A 23,170-nucleotide genomic window follows, 5' to 3' on the forward strand; every position below is an offset into this window, starting at 1 on the left:
AAAATTAGGAGGAGAAATTATTATGACAATTAAAAAGAAATTAGGTTTGGGAGTAGCATCAGCGGCATTGGGTTTATCTCTAGTAGGTGGCGGAACTTGGGCAGCATTTAATGACACGGCGACGATTAATAACCATTTTGCTGCTGGAACACTTGATCTGGAAGTTGGTAAAGTTGCTACTAAAGCAATTAACTTTGACTTAACAAATATGAAGCCAGGAGATAGTGTTAAAAGAGTATTTGAATTAAAGAATGCCGGAACTTTAGCCATCAAAGAAGTTTTACTAGATACTACTACGGATAACTTTGATGGTGGAACGGATTCACTTGAATCAGAATTCCTTTCTCAATTTGAAATCGATATCTTCCAAATTGACAATGAAGATGACGCTTCAAATAACTACCCTAAGGGAACCTTAGTAGAAAATAATCAAACTCTTACTTTAGCAGACCTTGTCAATAATACTTACTCTGGTAAAGTAAAAGCAAAATATCTCTCAAATGGAAAAATTAATCTAGCACCACTGGCTGTTGACCCGGGAGAGGAAGGATATAGAGGTATTCCAAATTCTCCAGTTGACTCCGATAAAGTTGTGATTGAAATCCGCTTTAAAAACGATCCAGATAAAGTGGCTGGAACTAATGAATATGTACAAAACAAATACATGGATGATAGTGTTGACTTCTTCTTCAACTTAGAAGCAACCCAGTGGAGTGGCGTAGAAGTCCGTTCCCAAGATGGAAATGGGAAAGTGAATAATGGTGTTCAAGGCTCTGCAGACGATACAACCACTCCGGTAACACAACCAAATCCAAGAACAACTGGCGATGATACACACACGGAAGAAGTAACAGACTGATATTAGTTAGCAATACAATGTAGGAAAGGCGGTTTATGCCGCCTTTTCTTATAAAAAGAGGGATATAATGAAAAAATCTTTCTACATGTCACTGGTTTTATTCATACTATTTTTAATACCCGCGGAAGCCTATGGAGAGACAAATAATCCTTTAGACATTTCTACAAGTCCTCACAAGATACTTTTTGATCTGACGAACCTTAAACCTGGAGATACGATGTCACGTGAACTACTAATAGAAAATAAAGGTGAACAAGAATTCGATTATGTTCTCTCTAATAAATTCTTAGAAGGGTCAAAAGAATTTTATAGTCATTTATTACTTACCGTTTCGGATGGAAAAGGAGTAGTTTACGATGGAAAGCTAAAAGATTTCTCAGAGCTGCCTTCTCGATCTTTAAAGATTTCCAATCAAGAGACTTTGCTTTTTAAAGTAGAAGTACCATATTACTTAGATAATGCTTATCAAGGTTTAAGCTGTGACTTCGAATTCAAACTATATGTAGAGGGCACACTGGGCGGTGTCCTACCAGCAGACGGTCCTAAACTCCCTGCTACTGCTACAGATATATTTCAAACCTTGTTAATAGGAGCGATACTTTTGATTTCAGGAATAACCCTGTTTAAGTATCAAAGCAGTAGAAAATTAAACATACAAAAAGATTGAAGGCATTGATCGTGAAAAAAACTCAATGCCTTCATAGTATTGTAACTACAAAATTTTCGTTGAAAATTCAGTTTGTTGGGTATTCTTTTAACAAACAGTTGTAAAATATAAATGTATCAAAAGCAGGTGCTACAATGAAAACCCTACTTCATCTTTTAGCATTACTTAACATCCTCGATGCACTAATAACCCTAATAGGCTTAAAGGGTAATCACATAGAAGAAGCTAACCCCCTTATGGGGAGCCTGTATACCACTCATCCATTACTATTTCTATTCACCAAGCTATCCCTTTCAGCGATTTTATATCTTGTTATCTACTATGATCATTTCCCAAAAAAGAAATGGTTCACGGCTCTAACCTATACTGCTGCCACCCTCTATACATTTACCCTCATCCTACACTCCATCTGGATCACCCAAGCTTTAACACATTAACGCAAAGAGGGATTGTCCCTCTTTGCGTTAATGTGTTAAAGGATAGAAAAATTTTATTTTCCTTATTATTGCTTTTTGAATTCTTCTCTTGTGTGAAAACCATGTTTTCACATTTATAAAACCAGTTTTTCTGTATTTTTATCCTTCTAAATTAATTATTCCTCTATTTTACATTCCGAACCAAACCGTCTATCCTATACTTACCAACGAAAGAAAAGAGGTGAGAGAAAACATGATAAACCAAGTCACGTTGGTAGGAAGATTAACAAAAGATCCCGAGATGCGTTACACGTCCGAGGGGAAGGCGGTGTTGAATGTGACGCTGGCGGTGAACCGGCAATTCAAAAATCACGAAGGAGAATATGAAGCGGATTTTGTGCTGTGTACGATGTGGAAAAGGGCTGCTGAAAACACGGCGCGGTACTGCAATAAAGGTTCTGTTCTAGGTGTAGTGGGACGCATCCAGACCAGGAATTATGATAATGAACAGGGGAAACGCACATATGTAACAGAAGTTGTGGCGGAACAGGTGAAGTTCCTTGATACGAAGCCAACGAAGCCGGCTTCTAAGCAAAAGCCGCAGGCGAAACAGCCGGAAGTGGAGAAGGCCATTCCGGTATTCTAAAAAATAGTCAGTTTGGTTTGTGATTAAATGAGAAGGAGCCTATCCTTTATGAACAGAAATGACTCATTAGAACGATTAATTGAAGATCTCATAAGAAAGCTTGCGCGGGCAAATGTTGAACTCTATTACTTATCGCAACGAGTGGAACTGCTGGAAAAACAACTATCACCTGATAAGCCTCAAAAAGTAAAAAAGACATTTTCCTTTGTTTCCAACACCTCTAAAGTTAACTAGCAAACGTTTCATTTCAAAAACCTGATTGAACAACCTCGATTCATACTTCTAGTCACCCTCCTATATAGAAAGTTAATCTGCATATTATACTTCGAACTATTTCTTCACTTTTTGCCAGTTCACTATGAGCTGGCTTTTTCTTATGAATTGGCGCCTCAACTCTTTAAAGCACTAAAAGGGCCTGGCCCTCTTAGTGCTTTAAAGGGTTAAAGGAACCATGAAAAAACTCAAACTGCCATCTGGGCAGTTTGAGTTGAAGGTGTTATTCCAACGACAACAAGCTGTGCAAATCCCGGTCGGAAAGTTCTGTCATCCACTGATCGCTTTGGATGATTTCATCATTCAATGCCTGTTTTTTCTCAAGCATCATGTCAATTTTCTCTTCCAACGTACCGGAAGCAATCATTTTATGGACATGGACGAAACGGCTCTGCCCGATACGGTAGGCCCTGTCGGTTGCTTGGTTTTCGACGGCCGGGTTCCACCAACGGTCATAGTGGACGACATGGTTGGCAGCGGTCAGATTCAAACCGGTTCCCCCCGCTTTCAATGACAACAGGAATACCGGGAACTCTCCATTTTGGAATCGCTCCACTAGGGTATCTCGCTGAGTCTTGCTCATGCTTCCATTCAGGAACGGAACATCGACGCCGAACTTCTCCTTCATGACGCTTTGGATCATCTCCCCCATTGAAATGTACTGGGTGAAAATCAGGCAGGCTTCACCGGAATCCAGGACGGCTTCAACGATATCCGTAAGCTTCCGCATTTTCTCCGAGCGTTTTTCGATATTCAATGGCTGTGGCTCTTTCAAGTAAAGAGCCGGGTGATTGCAGAGCTGTTTCAAGCGGTTGAGCATCTGCAGGACAAGTCCTTTTCGCTCAAAGCCGCTCAATGTTTCAAGCTGGGCAAAGGTATCTTTGATGAGCTGCTCATAAAGGGATGCCTGCTCAGCCGTGAGTGCACAGTATTCTTTTTGCTCGATTTTATCCGGCAGGTTGAGTTCGACCTCGGGATCCTTTTTCGTACGGCGCAATAGGAATGGCCTGATTTTTGCCTGAAGTTCTTTTACTTTCTTTTCATTTTCCTCTTTTTCGATGGGAAGGATATAGCTCTTTTGGAACTGCGTGAATCCTCCGAGATAACCGTGATTTAAGAAATCGAATATCGCCCACAGTTCTGACAAGCGGTTCTCCATTGGTGTTCCTGTTAAAGCAATGTGATGCTTTCCTTCAAGTTTTCGGATCGCCCGTGATTGTTTCGTGTTGGCATTTTTGATATTCTGCGCTTCATCAAGGGCGATTGCCGTCCACTCAACCGTTTCCAGCTCTTCAAAATCCAGATGGGACAATCCGTATGAAGTCAGGACGACATCGGCATCGAGTATCGAGCGTCCGAATTCGATGCCTTTATTGCGGTTGGGGCCATAGTGCAATTTTACCTTGAGATCAGGCGCGAATTTTTCAAGTTCGCGCTGCCAGTTTCCAAGGACGGAGGTCGGTGCGATGATCAGTGATGGCGCATTTGGATTTTCCTTCTCTTTTACCTCTTGCAAATAAGTGATCAGCTGTACCGTTTTTCCGAGTCCCATGTCATCGGCAAGGCAAGCGCCGAACCCGTATCTTCGTAAAAACAGCATCCAGCTCATGCCTTGCTGCTGGTAAGGGCGCAGTTCTCCTTGGAATTCAGCAGGTGTCGGTACAATCGGTACTTCTGCCGTATTCGTCAGGGTATCGATCATTTTTTTCATCGAGCGGTTCAAGTCGATTTGAATCTTGGCGAATTCATAAGGATCATAGTCGTCATCGTCCAGCATATCTTCGTCCTCATCACGGGGAACGAGCTGCTGTTCCAACATATCCTGAATTGAAATGCCTTCCTGTTTCGCCTTGCTCATCAGTTCCTGGATGCGGCGGATCATCCCCGGATCGAGTTTCATCCATTGGCCGCGGATTTTGACCAGGCGCCGCTGATCGTCGACAAGCCGTTGGAAATCATCTTCGGAAAGCTCCATTCCGTTCATTGACAGTCGCCAGTCAAAGTCGAGCACGGCATTCAAACCTACAAAGGAAGGACGGTAGGAACTGTCAGTGTTCTTGACTTTGGCTTTGACCGTCATCTGGGCATCCTTCATCGCTTGCCACCACGCCGGGAGCAGGATTTCGATGTCGAGGTCGAGGAACTTTTCGCTCAGAACGGTCAGGAAATCCCATGCATCATGCTCATCCAGCGAGTTCCGGATTTCGCCGCCCTGGTCCAGAAGCGGAAGCATTTTCATCCAGCGGTTCTGCTCTTGTTTCACTGTTTCTAAATGAGTTTTATAGGAAGGAGGAAGCCGGTCGTTCCCAAGGGAATACACTTTTTCTGTCCTTTTTTTATCGCGGAGAAACGTTTCCAGTTCCCACGGGTCATGCTCTTCCAATGGCTCTGTCAGGCGCAGCCCCAGCGTGAACGGAGTATCATCTTCTGTAAGGCCGACCCACTCACTCCATTTTTCTTCATCAAAATAGGCCTGGAGTTCTTCCGGGGTCAGCGTGCTCTCTTCTAATTTTTTCAAGCGGGTGAAAAGATGCTCGCTTCCTCCGGAGGAAAGGGACTGCCGCACGGACCGTTGATACCAGTCGGATACGAATTCTTCAGTGGATTCTTCACCGATATCCTCCTGCCAGAATTCTTGCGGGAAGTTATCCCATATTTCGTCTGGAACATGGAAAGACAGTCCACTTTCAGCCATTTCTTCAAACCGGGGAATCCACTTTCCTTCCAAAATCGAATCATAAATGACCGGTGCCGCTGCAAGGCACTTCTGGCCGAGCTCATCCCAGTGCCACTCAATCATGCCGCTGAAGGATTCGTTAGCAAATAAGAGAAGCAGCTCCCAGCTCGTGACTTCGATTCCTTTTCTTGTGCTATGTTCTTTCGGAAGAACCATGGTCCCGTAATAGCTTTCTTCATGCCAGAGGAAAAGCTGGCCTTTCCAGTCATCGACGGGGACTTCAAAGCCGCTGTCATTTTCGCAGTAAAGGAAGAAGCGCCCGTTATCCATTGGCTCAACAAATACGTGCAATAAGCGAGTTTTAAGCATCGATCAGCTTCCCCTTTCTGCATTCTTCGTGGAACGCGCGCAGGCGTTTTGTTTTTTCTAAAATAAGATCTAAGTAAGTTTGGAACTGATCCTGTTTCTTCAGTTTTTTATAGAGCGTTCGCAGTCTCTTTAAATATTTGACGGCCTGCTTATAATTGTCGCGGTTGCGTCCCGAAAGGTAAAATTCAATCCCTTCGTGGTAGAGGGGGAGGACCAGCTGCGGCGCTGCCTTGGCAGCGGTCTTGAGCCCCAGGTTTTCCATCTCCCTGAGGTCGTATCCGACAAAACGCTGAAGCTCGACCCATTCGCGGTACGATTTTACGCTGAGAAGGAACTCATTGTACCAGAAATAGCTGTATGGCAGGAGAGCGACAAGCAGCTTCTTGAGCAGGGCTGGTTCGTTCTCCGTCATCCAGTCGATCGGCAGCGTTCTGAGAAACCACCGTGAAAACGCTGTGCTCTCATATGAAGGCAGGCTGTTCACATAGGAGGGTACCTTTGGCAGGATGCTTCTTAGAAAGAGAGCGCCCTGTTCATATTTTTTATTTTGAAAAAGCTGTTCCAGCCAGAAGTCGGAGTAAGGAACAATGCTCGGTCCCATTTCTTCGATTTCCTTGGTTGCCAGGTCGTTATCCTCGAGCAAAATATACTGGTGCAGCAGGGCAAGCGAGTAAAACAGGTCTTCGGGCTTGCGTTCATCTTCGAGCCTTGCCACTTCAGCCTGGCGCCATGCCTTCTTTTTGAACAGGTAGTACCAAAGGAAGCGGTAGATCTCTGCTTTCGCCAGCGTGCTGTTCTCGGTTGAGGATGCCAGCTCTTCCGTCCGGTTCTTTAAAAATTCAATGAAAGGATCGAATCTGAATGGCATGGCATGGACGGACAGCTGCTTGACACTGTCGAACATTTCATCGACTAGAAACTCGTAAAGACTTGGGTCCTGTTTTTCTCCTTTATAAAACATCACCATCCGGTCAATGTTTTGAAAAAGAAAGAACGATGCATACAGCTGATAAAGCGGCTTCCACTCCCGTTCAAACGGCGCATCCTTCATCAGGCGGCGGAAGAAGTTCTGGATATGTAAGTCGAGCAGATGGGAATTGCGGTGAAAAGCCTCCTTATCCCACTGTTTAAGCTGATACTGAAGAAACTCCCACCATTCCTCAGGAGTATCCCCGCGCTGCTTACGTTCATTCAGGAGATCACTCGCTTTTTTTATGCTGCCTTCATGCTTTTTGAGGATATCCTGCAAATTCGGCTTTTCGCCAGTGGATGGTTCAGGGTCCTTTTTGTTCGCAGCGGTGCGCCATTCATGAATCCAATTGGTGACAGGGTTAGTTTTACTGTAAACCGCCAAAAACGCAGCCATGCGGTGGCGGCACCAGAAGGCTTCCGGACACGAACATTTGCTGAGCCGCGGAAATTCCATTTCAAGCGTTACCTTGACTGGGGTGACATCCTGGACGTCCCCGGTGATACTGTCATCATGAAACTTCAGGTTGGAGACAAGGTTCTGCCGGTACAGCAGCAAACCTTTTTGAACATATTTCTGCTTCTCGCTGCCATAGGGAAGCTGCTGCAATAGGTATTCACTTAGAGGTCCCAGTTTCTCCTGTAATTCCGTTGCGTTCATATCGTTAAGCCGCCTCCCGTCTGATTCCGTTCAAAATTTAACCATTCTTTTATTATAACGCAAATCAAACCGAAAATGGAGAGGGCCGGACATCCAATTGGATGTCCGGCCATTTAAGGTTTAAAGTGGAAAGGGTACTTTAGTACTTTAAAGCGCGAAGAGGGACAGTCCCTCTTAGTGCTTTAAAGCATTAAATCAACTCACTCTATATGGATATAGAAGGTATCGCCGTTGTAGACGTTGACGGCTTTGAGCTCGATTTGTTCTCCGTTGCGGATCATGATGTTTTTGTTTTCTGGGAACTCCAAGGTCTCCTGGCCATTCTTTGCGACAAATTTCGGGTTGTGACTGTCACGAGTGTCGATTTTTGTCTCATACCCGCGCTTCCCATAGTACTCCTTAGCATCCACATACCAGCCATCAAACCTGTCAAGTTCCAGTCCAAGGTAATCAGATACAGCCTGTGCCAGGTCGGTGTTCTCATGAAGACCCGTCGGTTTCCCGGGTCCATAAGCATAAAGGAATACGTCTTCTCCTGTGTGGCCATGGGTGGTGAAGCCGAGGGATGCCCGCTTGCTGAGCATCGCTGACATTTCCCCTTCAAGCTCCGTGACGGTCAAGGCTTTTTCGACTCTGCAGTATTCTTTGTCGCTGTACTCCTCGAGCCCGTAGGAAGCCATGATATCCTTCAGGTTGGATCGGTCATCCTTCAGTTGAGAAGATGCACCTTTCACTGTCAATTTGGCTTTCTTCAAAGGTGCCAGGAAGTTTTCTACAGGTTGATCATAATAGTCTTTATCGGTTGTCCCATTGCCAATTGTAAGCCCGCTGTTCCCATGATCGGTCACAGCGATCACCAATGTATTTCCGTCCGACTTAGCAAATTCGACAGCTTCACCAACTGCCTCATCAAACGCCAAAACCTCACTGATCATCCCGACCGGATCATTTTTATGGGCCGCCCAGTCGACCTTGCTTCCTTCCACAAATAAGAAAAAGCCGTTTTCCACTTGTGAGAGGTGGCCAATGGCAGCTCCTGTCATTTCCTTCGAAGAAGGTTGTTCCGGCAGCAGCTCCTTCCGGTCAAAATCATACGCCATATCTTCATCCGCAAAACTGCCCCAGAGCCTGCCGCCGCCTGACGAACGAGCACCAAGCAAATCGCTCCTGTTCTCAACCAGCCGATAGTCCTTTTCCTCCATGACTTCAAGTAAATCCTCGTCATCCAACCGCGCAGATTCTTTCGTCTTCAGCATCCCGTCATCATTGGCCATTTCTCGTTCCTTGCCGGTATGAAGCCAGGCGAGCCCGCCGCCTAACACGACATCGATTCCCTGATATACCTGCTGCTCGGCAATATCGCTGAATTCATCGCGGTTTTTCACATGAGCAGAAAACGCTGCAGGTGTGGCATGCTGGACAGGTGAAGTCGAAACAATCCCGGTTCCCAATCCCTTCAGGCGGGCGGCTTCAAGTATATTGACAGCAGGCCGCGAAGTCTCGTCATCCGGCACCATGCCGATATAGTCCGCATTGGTTTTGAAGCCCGTCGCCATTGCCGTACCTCCGGCAGCCGAATCCGTAATCGCCGACTGGGCGGAGTATGTCCGCACGCCTCCGGTCAGAATGGCATCCAGAGCAAGCGACCCGCCTTTATACCAACGTGCCAGGGTGACGATATCCGAATTCGTTCCATCCATGATCATGAAGATGACGTTCTTCTTCGCCGGTTTAGCTAAAATGCAGGAGGGAGGGGTAACAAAAAAAACGAAAGACAATAATAACAGCACAATCAGTACGATTTTAATTCTTTTCATAAAAGCCTCCTATAACCTCAGTCACCGTTATTATTAGATAGGCTGTTTTTTCTATACAAAAACGCCGTACCCTTTAAGGCAAGGCGCAAAGTTTTTTATTTCCTTTCAAGAATCCCCAAGAGGATGTTTTCTAGAATTGTATGGCTATCCGCTCTCGTAATCGCGGTAACCGTCAGCCTGTCAAAATCAACCGGCGTCACAAACGTTGAGCCTGCTACTACAAAGGAATCTGGATCTGTTACATAGAATTCATCCTTCTTCAAGCCCTTCTGAATTTCGACTCTTCCCTCGGATTTCATGCCAACGGTAACTTTTCTTTTTTCCAGTTTTCCTTCATCAGTCAGGACCAGCATGTATTTTTTCAGTCCGTCTTTAAGAAGGCTGTCTTCAGAAACGGTCAGGACATCCTTCGCTTCCTCGGTAATGATTGAAAGGGAGACATGGTATCCTGGACGCAGAGTTTCTAATTCCTGTTCTTCTGCAAATTCAATTTTAAAAGGATAGGAGCTCGAGCCTTCTTCTGTAATGGTATCTGAAGGAAGAGCGGCAACGTCTGAAACAAAGCCTTTCAACTTGTCTTTTACAGCCGATGAATGGATGAGCGCTTGCTGGCCTTCTATCACCTTCAGCGTTTCCTGTTCATTCAGGTTTCCCTCGACGACAGGGGAGGTAGAGGAAATGGCGATGATCGGGTTGTCCAGTTCGCGGGATACCTTTTTCACGACACCATCCAGGACGCTTTGGACCGTCAATTCGGTTTCATACGATCTTAAGTCATCCAGCTGTCTTTCAAAGTTGTCAATTTTGTTCTCCAGACGTTCAACTTCCAATTCTTTAGCGGCCATTTCCTGTTCAACGAAGTAGTCGATTTCCAGTGAACTTGCCTCCATGCTTTCATCGGGAGGGAATTCTTCAGAAGCCGTCGTCCTCGGGGCTCTTGTATCAGAGCTGGAAGGCCTTAAGGAACGCAGATCGCTGATATGATCCTCAATGCTGTCAATTTCATCCTCCAGCTGCTCGATTTCCGATTCCAGGTAATTTTCCTGCCTTAGCGTATCCTCTGCTTCATAGGTGAAAAGGTCTGTTCCTGCGGTAACTTCGTCGCCTTCTTTAACCAGAAACTCTTTAAACGTACCGTAGCTGTCATCAAAGTAGACGTAGCTTTCTTCAGCAGGAGCGAGAACAGCCACCTTTTCCAAGGAGTTTTGCAGGTCGCCGGTTTTGATGGTCTTCCATTCTGAGATGAAAGAATTCCGGTCGATCTTGCTGTCTGCTTTTTCGATTAAATAGACATTTGCAGCGATGAACATGAGACAAAGAACCGCCGCAGTATATAGGATTTTTTTATTCATGGATGTTCACCGCCTTTACACTAAAATCGAGAAGTCTATATAGGCTAAAAATGCTGTAATGCACCAAAATAACAGGTTGATAAGGATGACCCACAGCAGGATCATGCCGTTTTTCTTTTCAGTCAGCCATTTCAAGCCGGCAAACTGTATAAACATTGCCCATAGTTTAAAAAGGGAAATGCTGCCGAGGAAGTACTTCAGCCATTCATTATCTGTCAGTGACTGCCCGATAACTCCCAGCGCAAGTGGTGATGAATACCAGTTTAAAGACAAGAACGTGAACAGCGGCAGATACGCCAGTTTTTCCAGCAGTAAAATGAGAAGTATAACTCCTTGCAAGACAGCCAGTTTCTTGAATTCTGCTTCGGACAATGTCCAGAAAAGAAGGGCGGGAATGAAAAGGATAACAGCCCCATACAAAAGCCCCAACACCAGCCTGCCCAGTAAAAAGTAAAATTTATGCAGTTCAAAATCCATTGATTCTAATGCCGTCAATTCTTTCGAAAGGGGGACCGTACCCCAGCCGAACGCGGCGTTTATTCCGAAAACGAGCATTGATAAAAAGAATAATAGAATAATGTTTTTTGTAAAACCTTTTAATATCTCTGATTCTCTTAATTGATAAAAATATATAGAAGGATGCAATAATCCTTTGAACAGCCTGACTTCATTCATGTATGTATTCCCCCAATGGTTTCTAATCCCTCCACTTATTTTATCGGAAAAGCGTGAACTTTTCCATAAATTGTAGAAATATAATACAAGAGTACGAAAAAAGGGCTCCCTATGAGAGGAGACCCCCAATTTGAGGTTAAATTGAATAAGTCAGAAATGTAACCCCGGCAAAAAAACCAATCATAAGAATGAAAATCGTAAAATACATGATCCATTTTTGCCGTATTTTTTTCACCTTGATTTCCTCAGGTGTCAAAAATTTCATAGAATGATCCTACTTTTTGGCGGCTGGCTGATATAGTGAGCGCAGGCCCACTTTAGTCCCTTTAGCTTTGCGTCGTTATTTTTCAATAACTTTGCCTTTTTCTTTCAGACTCTTATTCTATCGACACTAACACTAATTATTTTATAGGAAATAAGTCGGTTTTTGTCAGAAATTATTTTTCCATGGTTTTCATTAGGGAGGACAGCTTATTGAAGAAACGTTCCTGCTTCTTTTGATCATAATAAGAAGCTGTTGAGATCAATTTCCTTAGATCCGGATAATCTTTTAGCATACTTATGGCGCGTTCTAATTCACTGTCTTCAAAGTTTTCTCGTAAAACCATTGGAGACCCGTCGCGATTTTCTGAAAAGGGAGTGCCAACCACCATATCATATAGTTGCTGAGGTGAAAGTTGATAAAGCTTGACCATATTGCTCAGCACATCATTCGGAAGTCCTCTTTTTCCGCGTTCATATTGGGAAAGGGAGCTCTTGCTTATATTTAAACGCTTCGCAGCTTCTACTTGTTTCAGGTCCAAAACTTCTTTTCGATAATATTTCATTCCTTCATTCAAAGCCATAGTATCACCTGCAATCTACTCATAGTTGTAAATAACATAACTAATAAACAGGTGAAGAAATCAAAAGTTAACAAAATGTTAATCTTAATAAGTTTACATTTTGTTAACTTTAAAAAATAAACCACAATTATACATTTTTTTCCTATATAGTAAATTACAGGGTGAAAATAGTCCTATTTTGTCAAAAATTGAATAGTAGGAGGAAAAGATGAAAAAACAGGTAATGCTGCTTAATTGTTTGCACAGGGATGGTCGGCCAGCGGATGTGAAGGATTTTTATTTAATATTTAGAGGGAAGTTTACTGATGAACCCTTTTTGCTCACTTCTATAAGGAATTTTTCATTAGCAATGAAGAGTTTAACCTATAGTGAAAGTTCGTTAAGAACCTCCGGATTTTTAAGCTTTTTACAAATACCGTTGACTAACTCAACTCAGTTTTTATTGAGGGCTGATATCAATGGCTATAAAAGTATCCTGGTTTTATCAATTAAAGACAACACAATACAGTTGAAACCGGCAACCGTCTTTGATGAATTAACAGAAGAAATGTTCACCCATATCCTTACCTGTTTTACATTGAAAAGAAAAAATAAATATATATCGTTTTTGTTACAGCCGCACAAAGACAAACCCTTAAAAAGCAGCAACCATCCGCTAGAAAACGACAATAGCTCCGTAAAATTTGTAAAAAAACCGCATTTTCCTAATACTTTCACATAAAATCCAAATATTGTATTTACGAAACTTGTAGCTTTCTGGTAGAGTATGTATATTCATTAAGTTTAACATTCTGCAAGATTGGTAAATACAATAATACAGACAGGTATATTAGGAGGTAATCTTTTGCAACAAGATCCAACCAGGGAACAGCAGCAGCTACTCAATCTCATGCAAAAAGCCTTTGACAAAGCAAAACACACAAACATGGATGCTTCCAAAATGGTAAGCTGGCTACAAAAAGAATTGCAAACTGAATATACATTCGCAAAAGAAAAAGCGCTTTAGGCTTGCAAAGTCCAAAAGTGCTTTTTTTAATTTTTATGTAAGCGCTTTACCGCTTTAAAGCCCGAAGAGGGACAGTCCCCCTTAATGGATTAACGTTGTAACGCGGCAGTGTGCTAAGGGGGACTGTCCCTCTTAGCTCGCTAATGTATTAAAGTGTTTTTGTCCATAAAGCAGGAAACAGGCATGGCGGGCAAGAAAGTATAAGGGTATCCAAATTTGAAAGGAGTGCTTTAATGCCAAGACAGCCCCGAAACTGGTCTCCAGGTTCAACGTACCATATCATGATGCGCGGGAACCGAAAGTCCGTCATATTCCACGAATCAAAAGACTACAGGAACTACCTGAACCTTCTCCAACGATCCTCCAAGCAAAATCCATTTCTGCTCCACTCATACTGCCTGATGAACAACCATATCCATCTGCTGCTCGAAACGATCCAAGCCTCTCCAACGGTTATCTTCCAGCAAATCAACACCTGCTATGCGATGTATTACAACAAAAAATATAATGCAGTCGGACACCTCTTCCAGGACCGATTCAAAGCAAAACACGTTGACACAACCTCCTATCTGCTGGGTGTCAGCAAATACATCCACCTAAACCCTATTGAAGCAAACCTCGTCAGACAGCCTGAACTCTACCCTTGGAGCAGCTACTCCTCTTATTACCATCAACAAGACAATCCATTGATTCACACTGAAAAAATCCTCTCCTTCTTTCCTGAAGCACCATCAACCCATTACAACGAATTCATCCGGAGAAAGCTCACTTACAAAGAAAAGGAAGAAGCAGAAACCTTTCTGAGGCCATGAAGAACGCTTTAGTCCTTTAACGTATTAAGAGGGACAGTCCCTCTTAGCGCTTTAGCGCGTTAATAATCTACCAATCTAAGTTTCTAAAATATCCCTCTAATGCATTGACCGCCCTCATAAAAACACATACAATGATGGTAAGTTATTAGTAAATTCAGATATTGAAGGTGCGGAAGCCATGAGAATAGTAGATCAACACCGCATTGGGAAAAGCGCGCTCCTTCTTCTTTTAATGGAAGAAGATGAAAGCGATGTCAACGCTCAATTCAATGAATTGAACTGGAAGTATTGCACAGGCAAGGTCGGTTCGATGAATGTCCAGAAGATTGTTGCGGCCATTGAAACAGCGGCGAAACGGAATAATATCGTCAGAGAAGATCTCTACAGGGAGATGCACTCGCTGTACCATGCCACGATGGAAGCCATTTCCGGCGTTACCCGCGGGCAGAACCAGCTTGGTGAAATCCTGAGAACGGTCGGGCTGAGGTTCTCCGTAGTCAGAGGAACCCCCTATAAAAACGCCGAAGAAGGCGAATGGATCGCAGTAGCGCTTTATGGCACAATCGGTGCACCGATCAAAGGCCTTGAACATGAAACCATCGGCCTCGGAATCAACCATATTTAATATGTAAGAGCCTATAGTGATAAGAAATCAGGAGGCTCGATGACAAGCTTATTTGTCGTCGAGCCTCTTTTTGTTTGTTAAAGACAGATAAAACTCTAACTCTTTAACACTTTAAAGCGCTAAGAGGGACAGTCCCTCTCAATGCTTTAAAGCGTTAAAGGGTGCGTATCAAAAAACTCATAAAGGGTGAATAAAATGATTGAACTAACAGGACATACATTGACATTGGAACAAGCAAAAAAAATCATCTATCAAAATGAAAAAGTATCAATTTCGAAAGCAAGCCTCCAAAAAGTAAAACAAAGCCGTGAAGCGGTGGAAAAAATTGTCCGTGAAAAGAAAATCGTCTATGGAATTAACACAGGATTCGGGAAATTCAGCGACGTCCTCATCGACCAGGAACATGTCGAAGAGCTTCAATTGAACCTGATCCACTCCCATGCTTGTGGAGTAGGCGATCCATTCCCTGAAAAGGTATCCCGAGCCATGCTCCTTTTAAGAGCGAACGCCCTCCTGAAAGGCTATTCCGGCGTCAGGCCAATCCTGATTGAAACACTTATCGAACTGCTCAACAAGCAAATCCACCCGGTCATCCCGCAGCAGGGATCGCTGGGAGCAAGCGGAGACTTAGCGCCTCTGTCTCACCTGGCACTCGCGCTGATGGGGGAAGGAGATGTTTTTTACCATGGCGATGTCCAGCCGACTCTGCCGGTACTCTCCAAAGAAGACATCATGCCGATTACGCTTCAGGCAAAAGAAGGCCTCGCCCTCATCAACGGAACGCAGGCGATGACCGCAATGGGCGTGATCAATTATATAGAAGCAGAGCAGCTCGCCTACCAGGCTGAAATGATCGCTTCCATGACAATTGAAGGCCTCCAAGGGATTACGGATGCATTTGACGAAGACATCCATATCGCAAGGGGCTACCGCCAGCAAATCGAAACCGCAGAGAGAATTCGCAACCACCTGGAAGGAAGCCGCTTGACCACAACTCAAGGCCAGCTCAGGGTCCAGGATGCTTATTCCTTACGATGCATCCCGCAGGTCCACGGAGCCTCCTGGCAGGCCCTGGATTACGTAAAAGAAAAGCTCGAAATCGAAATGAATGCGGCGACCGACAACCCGCTCATCTTTGAAGACGGTGAAAAAGTCATCTCTGGAGGCAACTTCCACGGCCAGCCGATTGCCATTGCCATGGATTTCATGAAAATAGCGATTGCCGAACTGGCAAATATCTCAGAAAGAAGGGTGGAAAGGCTCGTCAATCCGCAGCTCAATGACCTGCCGCCTTTCCTGAGTCCGGAACCGGGTCTTCAATCAGGAGCGATGATCATGCAATACTGTGCGGCCTCACTCGTATCGGAAAACAAGACACTGGCCCACCCGGCAAGCGTCGATTCGATTCCATCATCGGCCAACCAGGAAGACCATGTCAGCATGGGCACCATCGGGGCGCGTCACGCCTATCAAATTTTACAAAACACAAGACGGGTTCTTGCGGTTGAACTCATCTGCAGCCTGCAAGCCGTGGAGTACAGGGGCATTGAAAAAATGGCGCCGGCCACTCATAACTTTTATAAAAATGCCCGCAAGTCTGTTCCAACAATTACAAAGGACCGTGTTTTCTCCAAAGATATCGAAAACATGCAGGCCTGGATGCAGGAAATGAACTGGCAGGACTATAACTCTATCAATAAGATCACTATAAAGGGAGGAACCTATAATGGAAAAAACTCGTCAAATCAGAGCAAAAAAAGGACTCGAAATCGAATGTAAAGGCTGGGAGCAGGAAGCGGTCCTAAGAATGCTATATAACAATCTGGACCCAGAGGTGGCGGAAAAACCGGAAGACCTTGTCGTGTACGGAGGGATCGGGAAAGCAGCAAGAAATTGGGAATCATTCGATGCGATCGTTAATACGCTTCGCACGCTCGAAAATAACGAAACGATGTTAGTCCAATCAGGAAAACCAGTCGGAGTATTCAAAACGCATGAAGCGGCTCCAAGGGTCCTCCTTTCAAACTCAGTCCTCGTACCAAAGTGGGCCAATTGGGAACACTTCCATGAACTCGACCAAAAGGGCCTGATGATGTACGGCCAGATGACGGCGGGAAGCTGGATCTACATCGGCACGCAGGGAATTTTACAAGGAACCTACGAAACATTTGCAGCAGTCGGTAGAGAACACTTCAATGGTTCATTAAAAGGAACGATCACATTGACAGCCGGACTCGGCGGAATGGGTGGGGCCCAGCCGTTAGCCGTCACAATGAACGGCGGCGTGGTGATTGCCGTGGACATTGACCCTGAAAGTATCCAAAAACGTATCAAAACCAAGTATCTGGATGTAAAAACAGACTCCCTTGATGAAGCGTTAATGATGGCATACGAAGCAAAAGAAGCGGGCAACCCACTGTCAATCGGCCTTCTTGGAAACGCAGCGCTGGTTCATCATGAATTGTTGAGAAGAGGAGCGAAAATCGATATCGTCACTGACCAGACATCTGCTCACGATCCACTTAACGGCTATGTACCTGAAGGCTATACTGTAAAAGAAGCAGAGGCTGCAAGAAAAGACAATCCGGAGCTCTACACAGCCCAAGCTAAAAAAAGCATGGCGAAACACGTCGAGGCGATGCTCGAATTCCAGAAGCGCGGCAGCATCGTATTTGATTACGGAAACAACATCCGCCAGGTCGCCTTAGATGAAGGTGTAGAGGAGGCATTTGCCTTTCCTGGATTCGTCCCTGCCTACATCCGACCTTTATTCTGCGAAGGAAAAGGGCCGTTCCGCTGGGCCGCGTTGTCCGGTGATCCTGAGGACATCTATCGTACGGACCGCCTGATCAAAGAACTTTTCCCGGAAAATAAGGAGCTCATCCACTGGATCGATATGGCGCAGGAAAAAGTGGCGTTCCAAGGGCTGCCTTCCCGTATTTGCTGGCTGGGCTACGGCGAGCGTGTGAAAATGGGGCTTGCCATCAATGAGCTTGTAAAAAAAGGTGAGCTAAAAGCACCTGTAGTCATCGGCCGTGACCACCTTGACTGCGGATCCGTCGCTTCTCCAAACCGCGAGACAGAAGCAATGAAAGACGGCAGTGATGCAGTAGGCGACTGGGCAATCCTGAACGCGCTGATCAACACGGCGGCAGGCGGTTCGTGGATCAGCTTCCACCACGGCGGCGGAGTCGGTATGGGATATTCGCTTCACGCCGGAATGGTTGTCGTGGCTGACGGTTCTGACCTGGCACACGAACGCCTTGAGCGCGTCCTGACAACCGATCCGGGAATGGGTGTCATCCGCCACGTCGACGCAGGCTATGAAAAAGCAGAAGAAACAGCAGATAAATGGGATATCACCGTTCCTATGAAAGGAGACAAATAATGACTCAACATTACGATGTACTGATAAAAAATATCGGGCAGTTATTGACGATGGAGCACGGCGACGGGCCGATCAGGGGGGAGCACATGTCAGAAGCTCCGATGATTGAAAATGCTGCACTTGCCATCCATGACGGAAAAATTGCCTGGATCGGAAAGTCTACAGAAACGACTGACCTAAAAGCAAACCGCATGATTGATGCCAAAGGCAAGCTGGTTACACCAGGCCTTGTCGATCCGCATACACACCTGGTATTCGGCGGCTCTCGTGAACATGAAATGGCCCTGAAGCAGCAGGGTGTCCCTTACCTGGAAATTTTAAAAAGAGGCGGCGGCATCCTTTCCACGGTAAAAGCAACCCGTGATGCGACAGAGGAAGAGCTTCTGGAAAAAGCCCGCTTCCACCTCGACCGCATTCTTTCCTATGGAGTCACCACAATGGAAGCGAAAAGCGGGTACGGCTTGGAAAAAGAAGCAGAGCTAAAGCAGTTACGCGTCGTGAAGAAACTGAACGAAGAACACCACATCGATCTGGTATCAACCTTCCTTGGTGCTCATGCCATCCCGCCTGAGTATAAAGAAAGATCGGATGAATTTTTACAAGAGATGCTCGATCTGCTCCCGGAAATCCAGAAAAAGGGGCTTGCCGAATTCGTTGATATCTTCAGCGAGACCGGGGTATTCACTGTTGATCAAGCACGCAGCTATTTGCAAAAAGCCAAGGAAATGGGCTTTGACGTTAAGATTCATGCTGATGAAATCGACCCGCTTGGCGGAACGGAAATGGCGGTCGAAGTCGGCGCTAGAAGCGGAGAGCACTTGGTTGGTGCTTCGGAAAAAGGCATTGAAATGATCGGAAAATCGGACACTATTGCCGTTCTGCTGCCAGGAACTTGTTTTTACCTGAACAAAGACAGTTATGCAAAAGCAAGAGAGATGATCGAAGCAGGAGCAGCAGTTGCTCTGTCAACGGATTTTAACCCTGGAAGCTCACCGACAGAGAACCTGCAGCTGATCATGAATCTGGCCGCTTTGAAGATGAAAATGACGCCGGAAGAAATCTGGAATGCCATCACCGTCAATGCTGCCCATGCAATCAACAGAGGTGAAAGCGCCGGAAAAATTGCCCTTGGACGTAAAGCGGATATCGTCCTATGGGATGTGCCGAACTACCACTATGTTCCGTACCATTATGGGGTGAATCACGTGAACACCGTGTGGAAAGCAGGAAAAGCAGTGTATGGAAAGGAGCGGGAAGATGAGCAGGTTTACACATCTTAGAGGCGCAGGCAAAGCCCAGTTCCAGGATCGTTTTACAAAAAAAGCACATGAACTGCTGACACCATGGACGGAAGGGAAGAAGGGGGATATCGCTCTCGTAGGGGCCCCCCTTTCCAAGTCCTCGATCAGCCATTCAGGGGCGAGCTTTGCCCCCGAGGTAATCCGCCGGTGTCTCGGCTCGTATTCTACTTTTGCCATTGAAGAGGAACGTGAGCTTTCCGATCACACTTTTATCGACTTCGGCGACATTCTGATGCACCCGACAAGCATCGTCGAGTCGCAGAACAGAATCTATGAATCTCTGACTCAAGTTTGGGCAGAAGACGCCGCACCTTTTACCGTCATCTTGGGCGGCGACCATTCCATCTCCACTTCTTCCATAGAAGCGTTGACAGAACATAAAGGAAGAGTCGGGGTCATCCAGTTCGACGCTCACCACGATCTGCGGAATGTCGAGGATGGGGGTCCTACGAACGGAACGCCATTTCGCAGACTGCTGGAGAGAGGCATCTTAAAGGGGGAGGACCTCGTGCAGATTGGGATCCGAAATTACTCCAATGCCGGAGCCTACTATCAGTATGCAATGGAGAACGGTGTCAGCGTCTATACAATGAATGAAGTCAGAGTGCGGAACATCGCCCACATCATGAAAGAAACTTTAAAAATGCTAGAAGAAAAAGTCGACACCATCTACCTGTCAGTAGACATGGACGTCCTTGACCAGGCATTTGCACCGGGCTGCCCGGCCATCGGACCAGGAGGGATGGACACAGAAACCCTCATGGAAGCCGTCAGCATCGGCTGTAAACACAAAAAAACAGCCGCCATGGACATCGTCGAAATCGACCCAACCCTCGACATCCGAGACATGACCAGCCGAGTAGCAGCCCACCTGCTGCTCAACAGCATGAAGGAACGCACTGCATCACACTAACGCACTAAAAGGGACAGTCCCCTATGACGCTTTAACGCGCCAAAGGGGACTGTCCACGGGTATTGATTAACCATTAAATGTAAAATAAACGGTATCATTAGACAAAAAAAGCCACTCTCTTTTAGAATGTTTGTTACCTCTAACAACACTAAAAAGGAGAGTGGCTACATTGACTAACTTTAACAAATTATCCGAGGTTCTTCAAACGTTCATTACTGACGAAGAGGTGGAAAGCCTCTGTGAGAAGTGGGGTTATCGTGACACGGCAAGAAAATTTTCCGCCCACGATTTGGTACGCTTTTTTGTTATTTCCTCTGCGAAAGATTGGAAAAGCTTCCGAGATGCCGAAACCAAGATGCCCCAAGAAGACAGTTTGCCTTCAGTTGACCACTCAACCCTCGCCAAAAAGGCTCAAAAGGTCTCTTATCAGATCCTACAAGAACTATTTTCTCGCTTAGTCAATCGCTTAGGGCGTGGAATGCGCCGAGCACTGTTTAAACCCTATAAACTATTCGCGGTCGACTCCACAACCATTACTTTTCAACATCCAGATAGGAGCTGGGCGGGTTACACCCGCACTCGCCACGCTATTCGTCTCCATACAAAATTCGATGTAGAAGAAGGACAACCTGCCCAGGTCATCCATACAACCGGGCGGCACCACGATGTCATGGTAGCACCCAAGCTATATGAAGACTCGGAGCCTCTGTCCATCATCACCGCAGATAGAGGATATGCAAGGACGAGAGACTTTGAGGATTTACACGAACACAACCAATTCTTTGTGATTAGAGTCGCTAACTCCTTCTCTCTCTCGGAAGAGATGGAACACAGTGTACCTCTGGATGAAGAGGGCGATGTGAAAGAAGACCTGACAGCCTTTATCGGAAAACGTTCCCGTAAGACAAAGAGTCGATTCAGAGTGGTTACGTTCACCGACAACGAAGGAAACAAAATAAGAGTTGCGTCGAACTTAATGATGATGTCCCCTGAAGACATTGCTTATATCTATAAGCTCCGCTGGCAAATCGAGTTGTTTTTCCGTTGGGTAAAAGGCAATCTGGATCTTTCCAATCTCTTTGGAAATTCGCCGAACTCTGTATATAGCCAGGTTTATGGCACTCTTATCAGTTACTTTCTTTTACGCTGGAATTACAATCAAACAAAAGAAGAGTGGGATATCCTGCACTCTTTCACCTTTATAGAATTCACTCGTCGTTACATAGCACTCACCTTACCTGTGGAGGTAAGGTGTGCAATCAAGTCCCTTTTTGAACAAAGGGGAAGTCTGTGCCAATCTCTTGGAAAAATATAGCTAATCAACACCCGTGGGGGGCTGTCCCTTTTAGTGCTTTAAAGTGATAAAGGGAAATCCTTTCCTTCTATTTACTATATGTATCAATCGGCTGGTGTAAAAATATGGTATTATATGAGAGTAATATTCAATACGGAGGTGAAAAGGTTGTTAATTATTTATGTGCTCCTGGTAATTGCAGCAGCTTGCCTCAGCTTACCTAAGGTGAAAGGAATGATCGGTGAGGGCTGGGTGAAATTCTATTTAAGAAAGCTGGACCAGGAAAAATATTATATCCTGCATGACATCCTGCTGCCTGGCCAAAATGGAAACACAACTCAAATTGATCACGTTGTTGTTTCTCCTTATGGGATTTTTGTAATTGAAACGAAGAACTATAAAGGCTGGATTTTCGGCAGTGAAAAAAGTAAAAAATGGACTCAGCAAATTTATAAGCATAAACAGCAGTTCCATAATCCCATCCATCAAAACTATGGCCATATCGGAGCAATCAAAGATGCTCTAGGAGAGCAAATCAAACTGCCTTATATCTCCATCATTGCATTCAACACTAAAGCAGACTTGAAGAAGATAGATGTATCCACGCCTGATGTCCATGTTACATATGATACTAGAATAAAAAAAGTAATTGACTCATATGGAAATAAGAGGATTTCCAATCCCTATGCTAAAGCGGTATATAATCATCTGAAGTCTGCAGTGATAGAAGGTAAACAAGCTTCCAAAGATCATGTTACACAACTAAAAACGGACCGCATACAAAGTAAACAAAAAGTCAGAGATAATATTTGTCCAAAATGCGAAGGGGAAATAGTCCCCAGGAAAGGAAAGTATGGTTCCTTTAAAGGCTGTGAAAATTATCCGAAATGCCGTTACACAGCATAAGTAGCACTGAAATATTTCCAATTAAGAAAAAACAACAACGAGAGGATGCCCCGCGTTGTTGTTTTTATTTCATTAAAATTGTAACACTCCCCATTAAAGGCAATGCTTTCAATGCAAAAATGATCGTAAACACCATAAACGAAATAAACAGCGTTATCACACTCGCGATCCACCCCAGAACCAAATGCATTCCCCATAACCTTTTAATCTTCCAGAGATAATAAATATCCACCACGATTAATAAAGGAATTGGTGAGACCTGTAATAAATATAGAAAAGAAGTATTTAGAAAAAAAACTAGCCCAAAAATCGCAAAGAAAACAATAGGAACTAAAGAATGATATAAATAAAAATTTCGAATGTACCTTTTTTTGTCCAATGACTTCACCTCTTAATCTTGAAAAACAAGCTATTCAAAAGATCCACTACATTTTACCACACAACCACCTTTAGTGCGTTAAAGCGCGATAGGGGACAGTCCCTCTTCACGCTTTAACGTATTAAAGTCCACACACAAATAACACTCCTGACCTATCCAGATCAGGGAGTGTTTTGATTAATAACAACCTTAAGATCTTATGTAATATTTGTAACAATACTATCATGATATAGTAACACTGTTATCACAACTGTTACACAAAAACCCTCGCTAAACGGCTCTATATCAACGTTTTTAGGTGTATATTTACACTTTCAACC

The 23,170-nt window shown here is 44.7% G+C and carries 21 protein-coding genes, 1 pseudogene and 1 riboswitch; of the genes and pseudogenes, 15 read left to right on the forward strand and 7 right to left on the reverse strand.

All coding sequences use genetic code 11. The features are described from left to right. Nucleotides 1–22 precede the first annotated feature (22 nt). From M1E09_RS01190 to M1E09_RS01210, 5 genes are all read left to right on the forward strand, one after another. Nucleotides 23–859 (forward strand): TasA family protein, encoded by an 837-nt coding sequence (locus tag M1E09_RS01190; RefSeq protein WP_456273087.1) that lies wholly within the window; start codon nucleotides 23–25, stop codon nucleotides 857–859. Nucleotides 860–926: 67 nt separating this feature from the next. Further along, nucleotides 927–1,526: a TasA family protein gene (locus M1E09_RS01195; protein ID WP_456273088.1), complete on the forward strand. Its 600-nt coding sequence runs from the start codon at nucleotides 927–929 to the stop codon at nucleotides 1,524–1,526. Nucleotides 1,527–1,660: 134 nt separating this feature from the next. Beyond that, nucleotides 1,661–1,963 (forward strand): DUF5658 family protein, encoded by a 303-nt coding sequence (locus tag M1E09_RS01200; RefSeq protein WP_456273089.1) that lies wholly within the window; start codon nucleotides 1,661–1,663, stop codon nucleotides 1,961–1,963. Between the two features lie 232 nt (nucleotides 1,964–2,195). Then, nucleotides 2,196–2,588 (forward strand): single-stranded DNA-binding protein, encoded by a 393-nt coding sequence (ssb, locus tag M1E09_RS01205; RefSeq protein ID WP_456273090.1) that lies wholly within the window; start codon nucleotides 2,196–2,198, stop codon nucleotides 2,586–2,588. A 48-nt stretch (nucleotides 2,589–2,636) separates the two neighbouring features. After that, entirely contained in the window at nucleotides 2,637–2,822 is a 186-nt protein-coding gene (locus tag M1E09_RS01210) for a hypothetical protein (RefSeq protein ID WP_456273091.1), read from the forward strand. Nucleotides 2,823–3,084: 262 nt separating this feature from the next. Here the strand turns inward: M1E09_RS01210 and M1E09_RS01215 are convergent, their stop codons facing one another. From M1E09_RS01215 to M1E09_RS01245, 7 genes are all read right to left on the reverse strand, one after another. Continuing rightward, nucleotides 3,085–5,907, reverse strand: coding sequence for a DEAD/DEAH box helicase (locus tag M1E09_RS01215; protein WP_456273092.1), 2,823 nt, complete (start codon nucleotides 5,905–5,907; stop codon nucleotides 3,085–3,087). Beyond that, nucleotides 5,900–7,537 (reverse strand): SWIM zinc finger family protein, encoded by a 1,638-nt coding sequence (locus M1E09_RS01220; protein WP_456273093.1) that lies wholly within the window; start codon nucleotides 7,535–7,537, stop codon nucleotides 5,900–5,902. The genes M1E09_RS01215 and M1E09_RS01220 overlap by 8 nt, the downstream gene beginning before the upstream one ends. A gap of 200 nt (nucleotides 7,538–7,737) precedes the next feature. Next, entirely contained in the window at nucleotides 7,738–9,354 is a 1,617-nt protein-coding gene (locus M1E09_RS01225; RefSeq protein ID WP_456273094.1) for an alkaline phosphatase, read from the reverse strand. Between the two features lie 95 nt (nucleotides 9,355–9,449). Then, entirely contained in the window at nucleotides 9,450–10,706 is a 1,257-nt protein-coding gene (locus M1E09_RS01230; protein WP_456273095.1) for an efflux RND transporter periplasmic adaptor subunit, read from the reverse strand. Nucleotides 10,707–10,721: 15 nt separating this feature from the next. Further along, entirely contained in the window at nucleotides 10,722–11,381 is a 660-nt protein-coding gene (locus M1E09_RS01235; RefSeq protein ID WP_456273096.1) for a hypothetical protein, read from the reverse strand. A 136-nt stretch (nucleotides 11,382–11,517) separates the two neighbouring features. Further along, nucleotides 11,518–11,646, reverse strand: a complete 129-nt coding sequence (locus M1E09_RS01240; RefSeq protein WP_456273097.1) for a hypothetical protein — start codon at nucleotides 11,644–11,646, stop codon at nucleotides 11,518–11,520. 15 nt (nucleotides 11,647–11,661) lie between these two features. Next, a riboswitch (cyclic di-GMP riboswitch) is annotated at nucleotides 11,662–11,752 on the reverse strand. Nucleotides 11,753–11,818: 66 nt separating this feature from the next. Beyond that, nucleotides 11,819–12,226 carry a helix-turn-helix domain-containing protein gene (locus M1E09_RS01245; protein WP_456273098.1) on the reverse strand — a complete coding sequence of 136 codons (408 nt, stop codon included), beginning with the start codon at nucleotides 12,224–12,226 and terminating at the stop codon, nucleotides 11,819–11,821. A gap of 208 nt (nucleotides 12,227–12,434) precedes the next feature. On the opposite strand from M1E09_RS01245, the gene M1E09_RS01250 reads away from it, so the two are divergent. The 10 genes and pseudogenes from M1E09_RS01250 (at nucleotide 12,435) to M1E09_RS01295 (ending at nucleotide 22,471) form a co-directional block, all read left to right on the forward strand. Then, on the forward strand, nucleotides 12,435–12,947 hold the full coding sequence (locus M1E09_RS01250; protein ID WP_456273099.1) for a hypothetical protein: 513 nt from the start codon (nucleotides 12,435–12,437) through the stop codon (nucleotides 12,945–12,947). Between the two features lie 123 nt (nucleotides 12,948–13,070). After that, nucleotides 13,071–13,232, forward strand: coding sequence for a hypothetical protein (locus tag M1E09_RS01255; RefSeq protein ID WP_456273100.1), 162 nt, complete (start codon nucleotides 13,071–13,073; stop codon nucleotides 13,230–13,232). 233 nt (nucleotides 13,233–13,465) lie between these two features. Continuing rightward, nucleotides 13,466–14,044 (forward strand): transposase, encoded by a 579-nt coding sequence (locus M1E09_RS01260; protein WP_456273101.1) that lies wholly within the window; start codon nucleotides 13,466–13,468, stop codon nucleotides 14,042–14,044. Between the two features lie 178 nt (nucleotides 14,045–14,222). Next, nucleotides 14,223–14,669: a hut operon transcriptional regulator HutP gene (hutP, locus tag M1E09_RS01265; RefSeq protein WP_456273102.1), complete on the forward strand. Its 447-nt coding sequence runs from the start codon at nucleotides 14,223–14,225 to the stop codon at nucleotides 14,667–14,669. Between the two features lie 195 nt (nucleotides 14,670–14,864). Then, nucleotides 14,865–16,337: pseudogene (gene hutH, locus M1E09_RS01270) on the forward strand (histidine ammonia-lyase); the annotation flags it as partial. A 58-nt stretch (nucleotides 16,338–16,395) separates the two neighbouring features. Beyond that, nucleotides 16,396–18,057, forward strand: a complete 1,662-nt coding sequence (gene hutU / locus M1E09_RS01275) for a urocanate hydratase (RefSeq protein WP_456273103.1) — start codon at nucleotides 16,396–16,398, stop codon at nucleotides 18,055–18,057. Next, nucleotides 18,057–19,337 (forward strand): imidazolonepropionase, encoded by a 1,281-nt coding sequence (hutI, locus tag M1E09_RS01280; protein WP_456273104.1) that lies wholly within the window; start codon nucleotides 18,057–18,059, stop codon nucleotides 19,335–19,337. Before hutU ends, hutI begins: the two co-directional genes overlap by 1 nt. Next, complete coding sequence (gene hutG / locus M1E09_RS01285) at nucleotides 19,315–20,271, forward strand: formimidoylglutamase (protein ID WP_456273105.1); 957 nt, start codon at nucleotides 19,315–19,317, stop codon at nucleotides 20,269–20,271. The genes hutI and hutG overlap by 23 nt, the downstream gene beginning before the upstream one ends. A 160-nt stretch (nucleotides 20,272–20,431) precedes the next feature. Continuing rightward, the gene (locus tag M1E09_RS01290; protein WP_456273106.1) at nucleotides 20,432–21,586 is read left to right on the forward strand and encodes an IS4 family transposase; all 1,155 of its coding nucleotides are present in this window, start codon (nucleotides 20,432–20,434) and stop codon (nucleotides 21,584–21,586) included. A gap of 147 nt (nucleotides 21,587–21,733) precedes the next feature. Then, nucleotides 21,734–22,471, forward strand: coding sequence for an NERD domain-containing protein (locus M1E09_RS01295; RefSeq protein ID WP_456273107.1), 738 nt, complete (start codon nucleotides 21,734–21,736; stop codon nucleotides 22,469–22,471). The last annotated feature ends 699 nt before the right edge of the window (nucleotides 22,472–23,170 follow it).

This window comes from Bacillus sp. AK031 (genome assembly GCF_053903065.1).

Bases quoted from the DNA above. Each gene is read 5' to 3' on its own strand.
- M1E09_RS01230 (WP_456273095.1), bottom strand. From the start codon at position 10,706: ATGAATAAAAAAATCCTATATACTGCGGCGGTTCTTTGTCTCATGTTC.
- hutG (WP_456273105.1), top strand. From the start codon at position 19,315: ATGAGCAGGTTTACACATCTTAGAGGCGCAGGCAAAGCCCAGTTCCAG.
- M1E09_RS01215 (WP_456273092.1), bottom strand. From the start codon at position 5,907: ATGCTTAAAACTCGCTTATTGCACGTATTTGTTGAGCCAATGGATAAC.
- M1E09_RS01190 (WP_456273087.1), top strand. From the start codon at position 23: ATGACAATTAAAAAGAAATTAGGTTTGGGAGTAGCATCAGCGGCATTG.
- hutP (WP_456273102.1), top strand. From the start codon at position 14,223: ATGAGAATAGTAGATCAACACCGCATTGGGAAAAGCGCGCTCCTTCTT.
- hutI (WP_456273104.1), top strand. From the start codon at position 18,057: ATGACTCAACATTACGATGTACTGATAAAAAATATCGGGCAGTTATTG.
- M1E09_RS01225 (WP_456273094.1), bottom strand. From the start codon at position 9,354: ATGAAAAGAATTAAAATCGTACTGATTGTGCTGTTATTATTGTCTTTC.
- M1E09_RS01200 (WP_456273089.1), top strand. From the start codon at position 1,661: ATGAAAACCCTACTTCATCTTTTAGCATTACTTAACATCCTCGATGCA.
- M1E09_RS01195 (WP_456273088.1), top strand. From the start codon at position 927: ATGAAAAAATCTTTCTACATGTCACTGGTTTTATTCATACTATTTTTA.
- M1E09_RS01235 (WP_456273096.1), bottom strand. From the start codon at position 11,381: ATGAATGAAGTCAGGCTGTTCAAAGGATTATTGCATCCTTCTATATAT.
- M1E09_RS01245 (WP_456273098.1), bottom strand. From the start codon at position 12,226: ATGGCTTTGAATGAAGGAATGAAATATTATCGAAAAGAAGTTTTGGAC.
- M1E09_RS01210 (WP_456273091.1), top strand. From the start codon at position 2,637: ATGAACAGAAATGACTCATTAGAACGATTAATTGAAGATCTCATAAGA.
- M1E09_RS01240 (WP_456273097.1), bottom strand. From the start codon at position 11,646: ATGAAATTTTTGACACCTGAGGAAATCAAGGTGAAAAAAATACGGCAA.
- M1E09_RS01250 (WP_456273099.1), top strand. From the start codon at position 12,435: ATGAAAAAACAGGTAATGCTGCTTAATTGTTTGCACAGGGATGGTCGG.
- ssb (WP_456273090.1), top strand. From the start codon at position 2,196: ATGATAAACCAAGTCACGTTGGTAGGAAGATTAACAAAAGATCCCGAG.
- M1E09_RS01220 (WP_456273093.1), bottom strand. From the start codon at position 7,537: ATGAACGCAACGGAATTACAGGAGAAACTGGGACCTCTAAGTGAATAC.
- M1E09_RS01260 (WP_456273101.1), top strand. From the start codon at position 13,466: ATGCCAAGACAGCCCCGAAACTGGTCTCCAGGTTCAACGTACCATATC.
- hutU (WP_456273103.1), top strand. From the start codon at position 16,396: ATGGAAAAAACTCGTCAAATCAGAGCAAAAAAAGGACTCGAAATCGAA.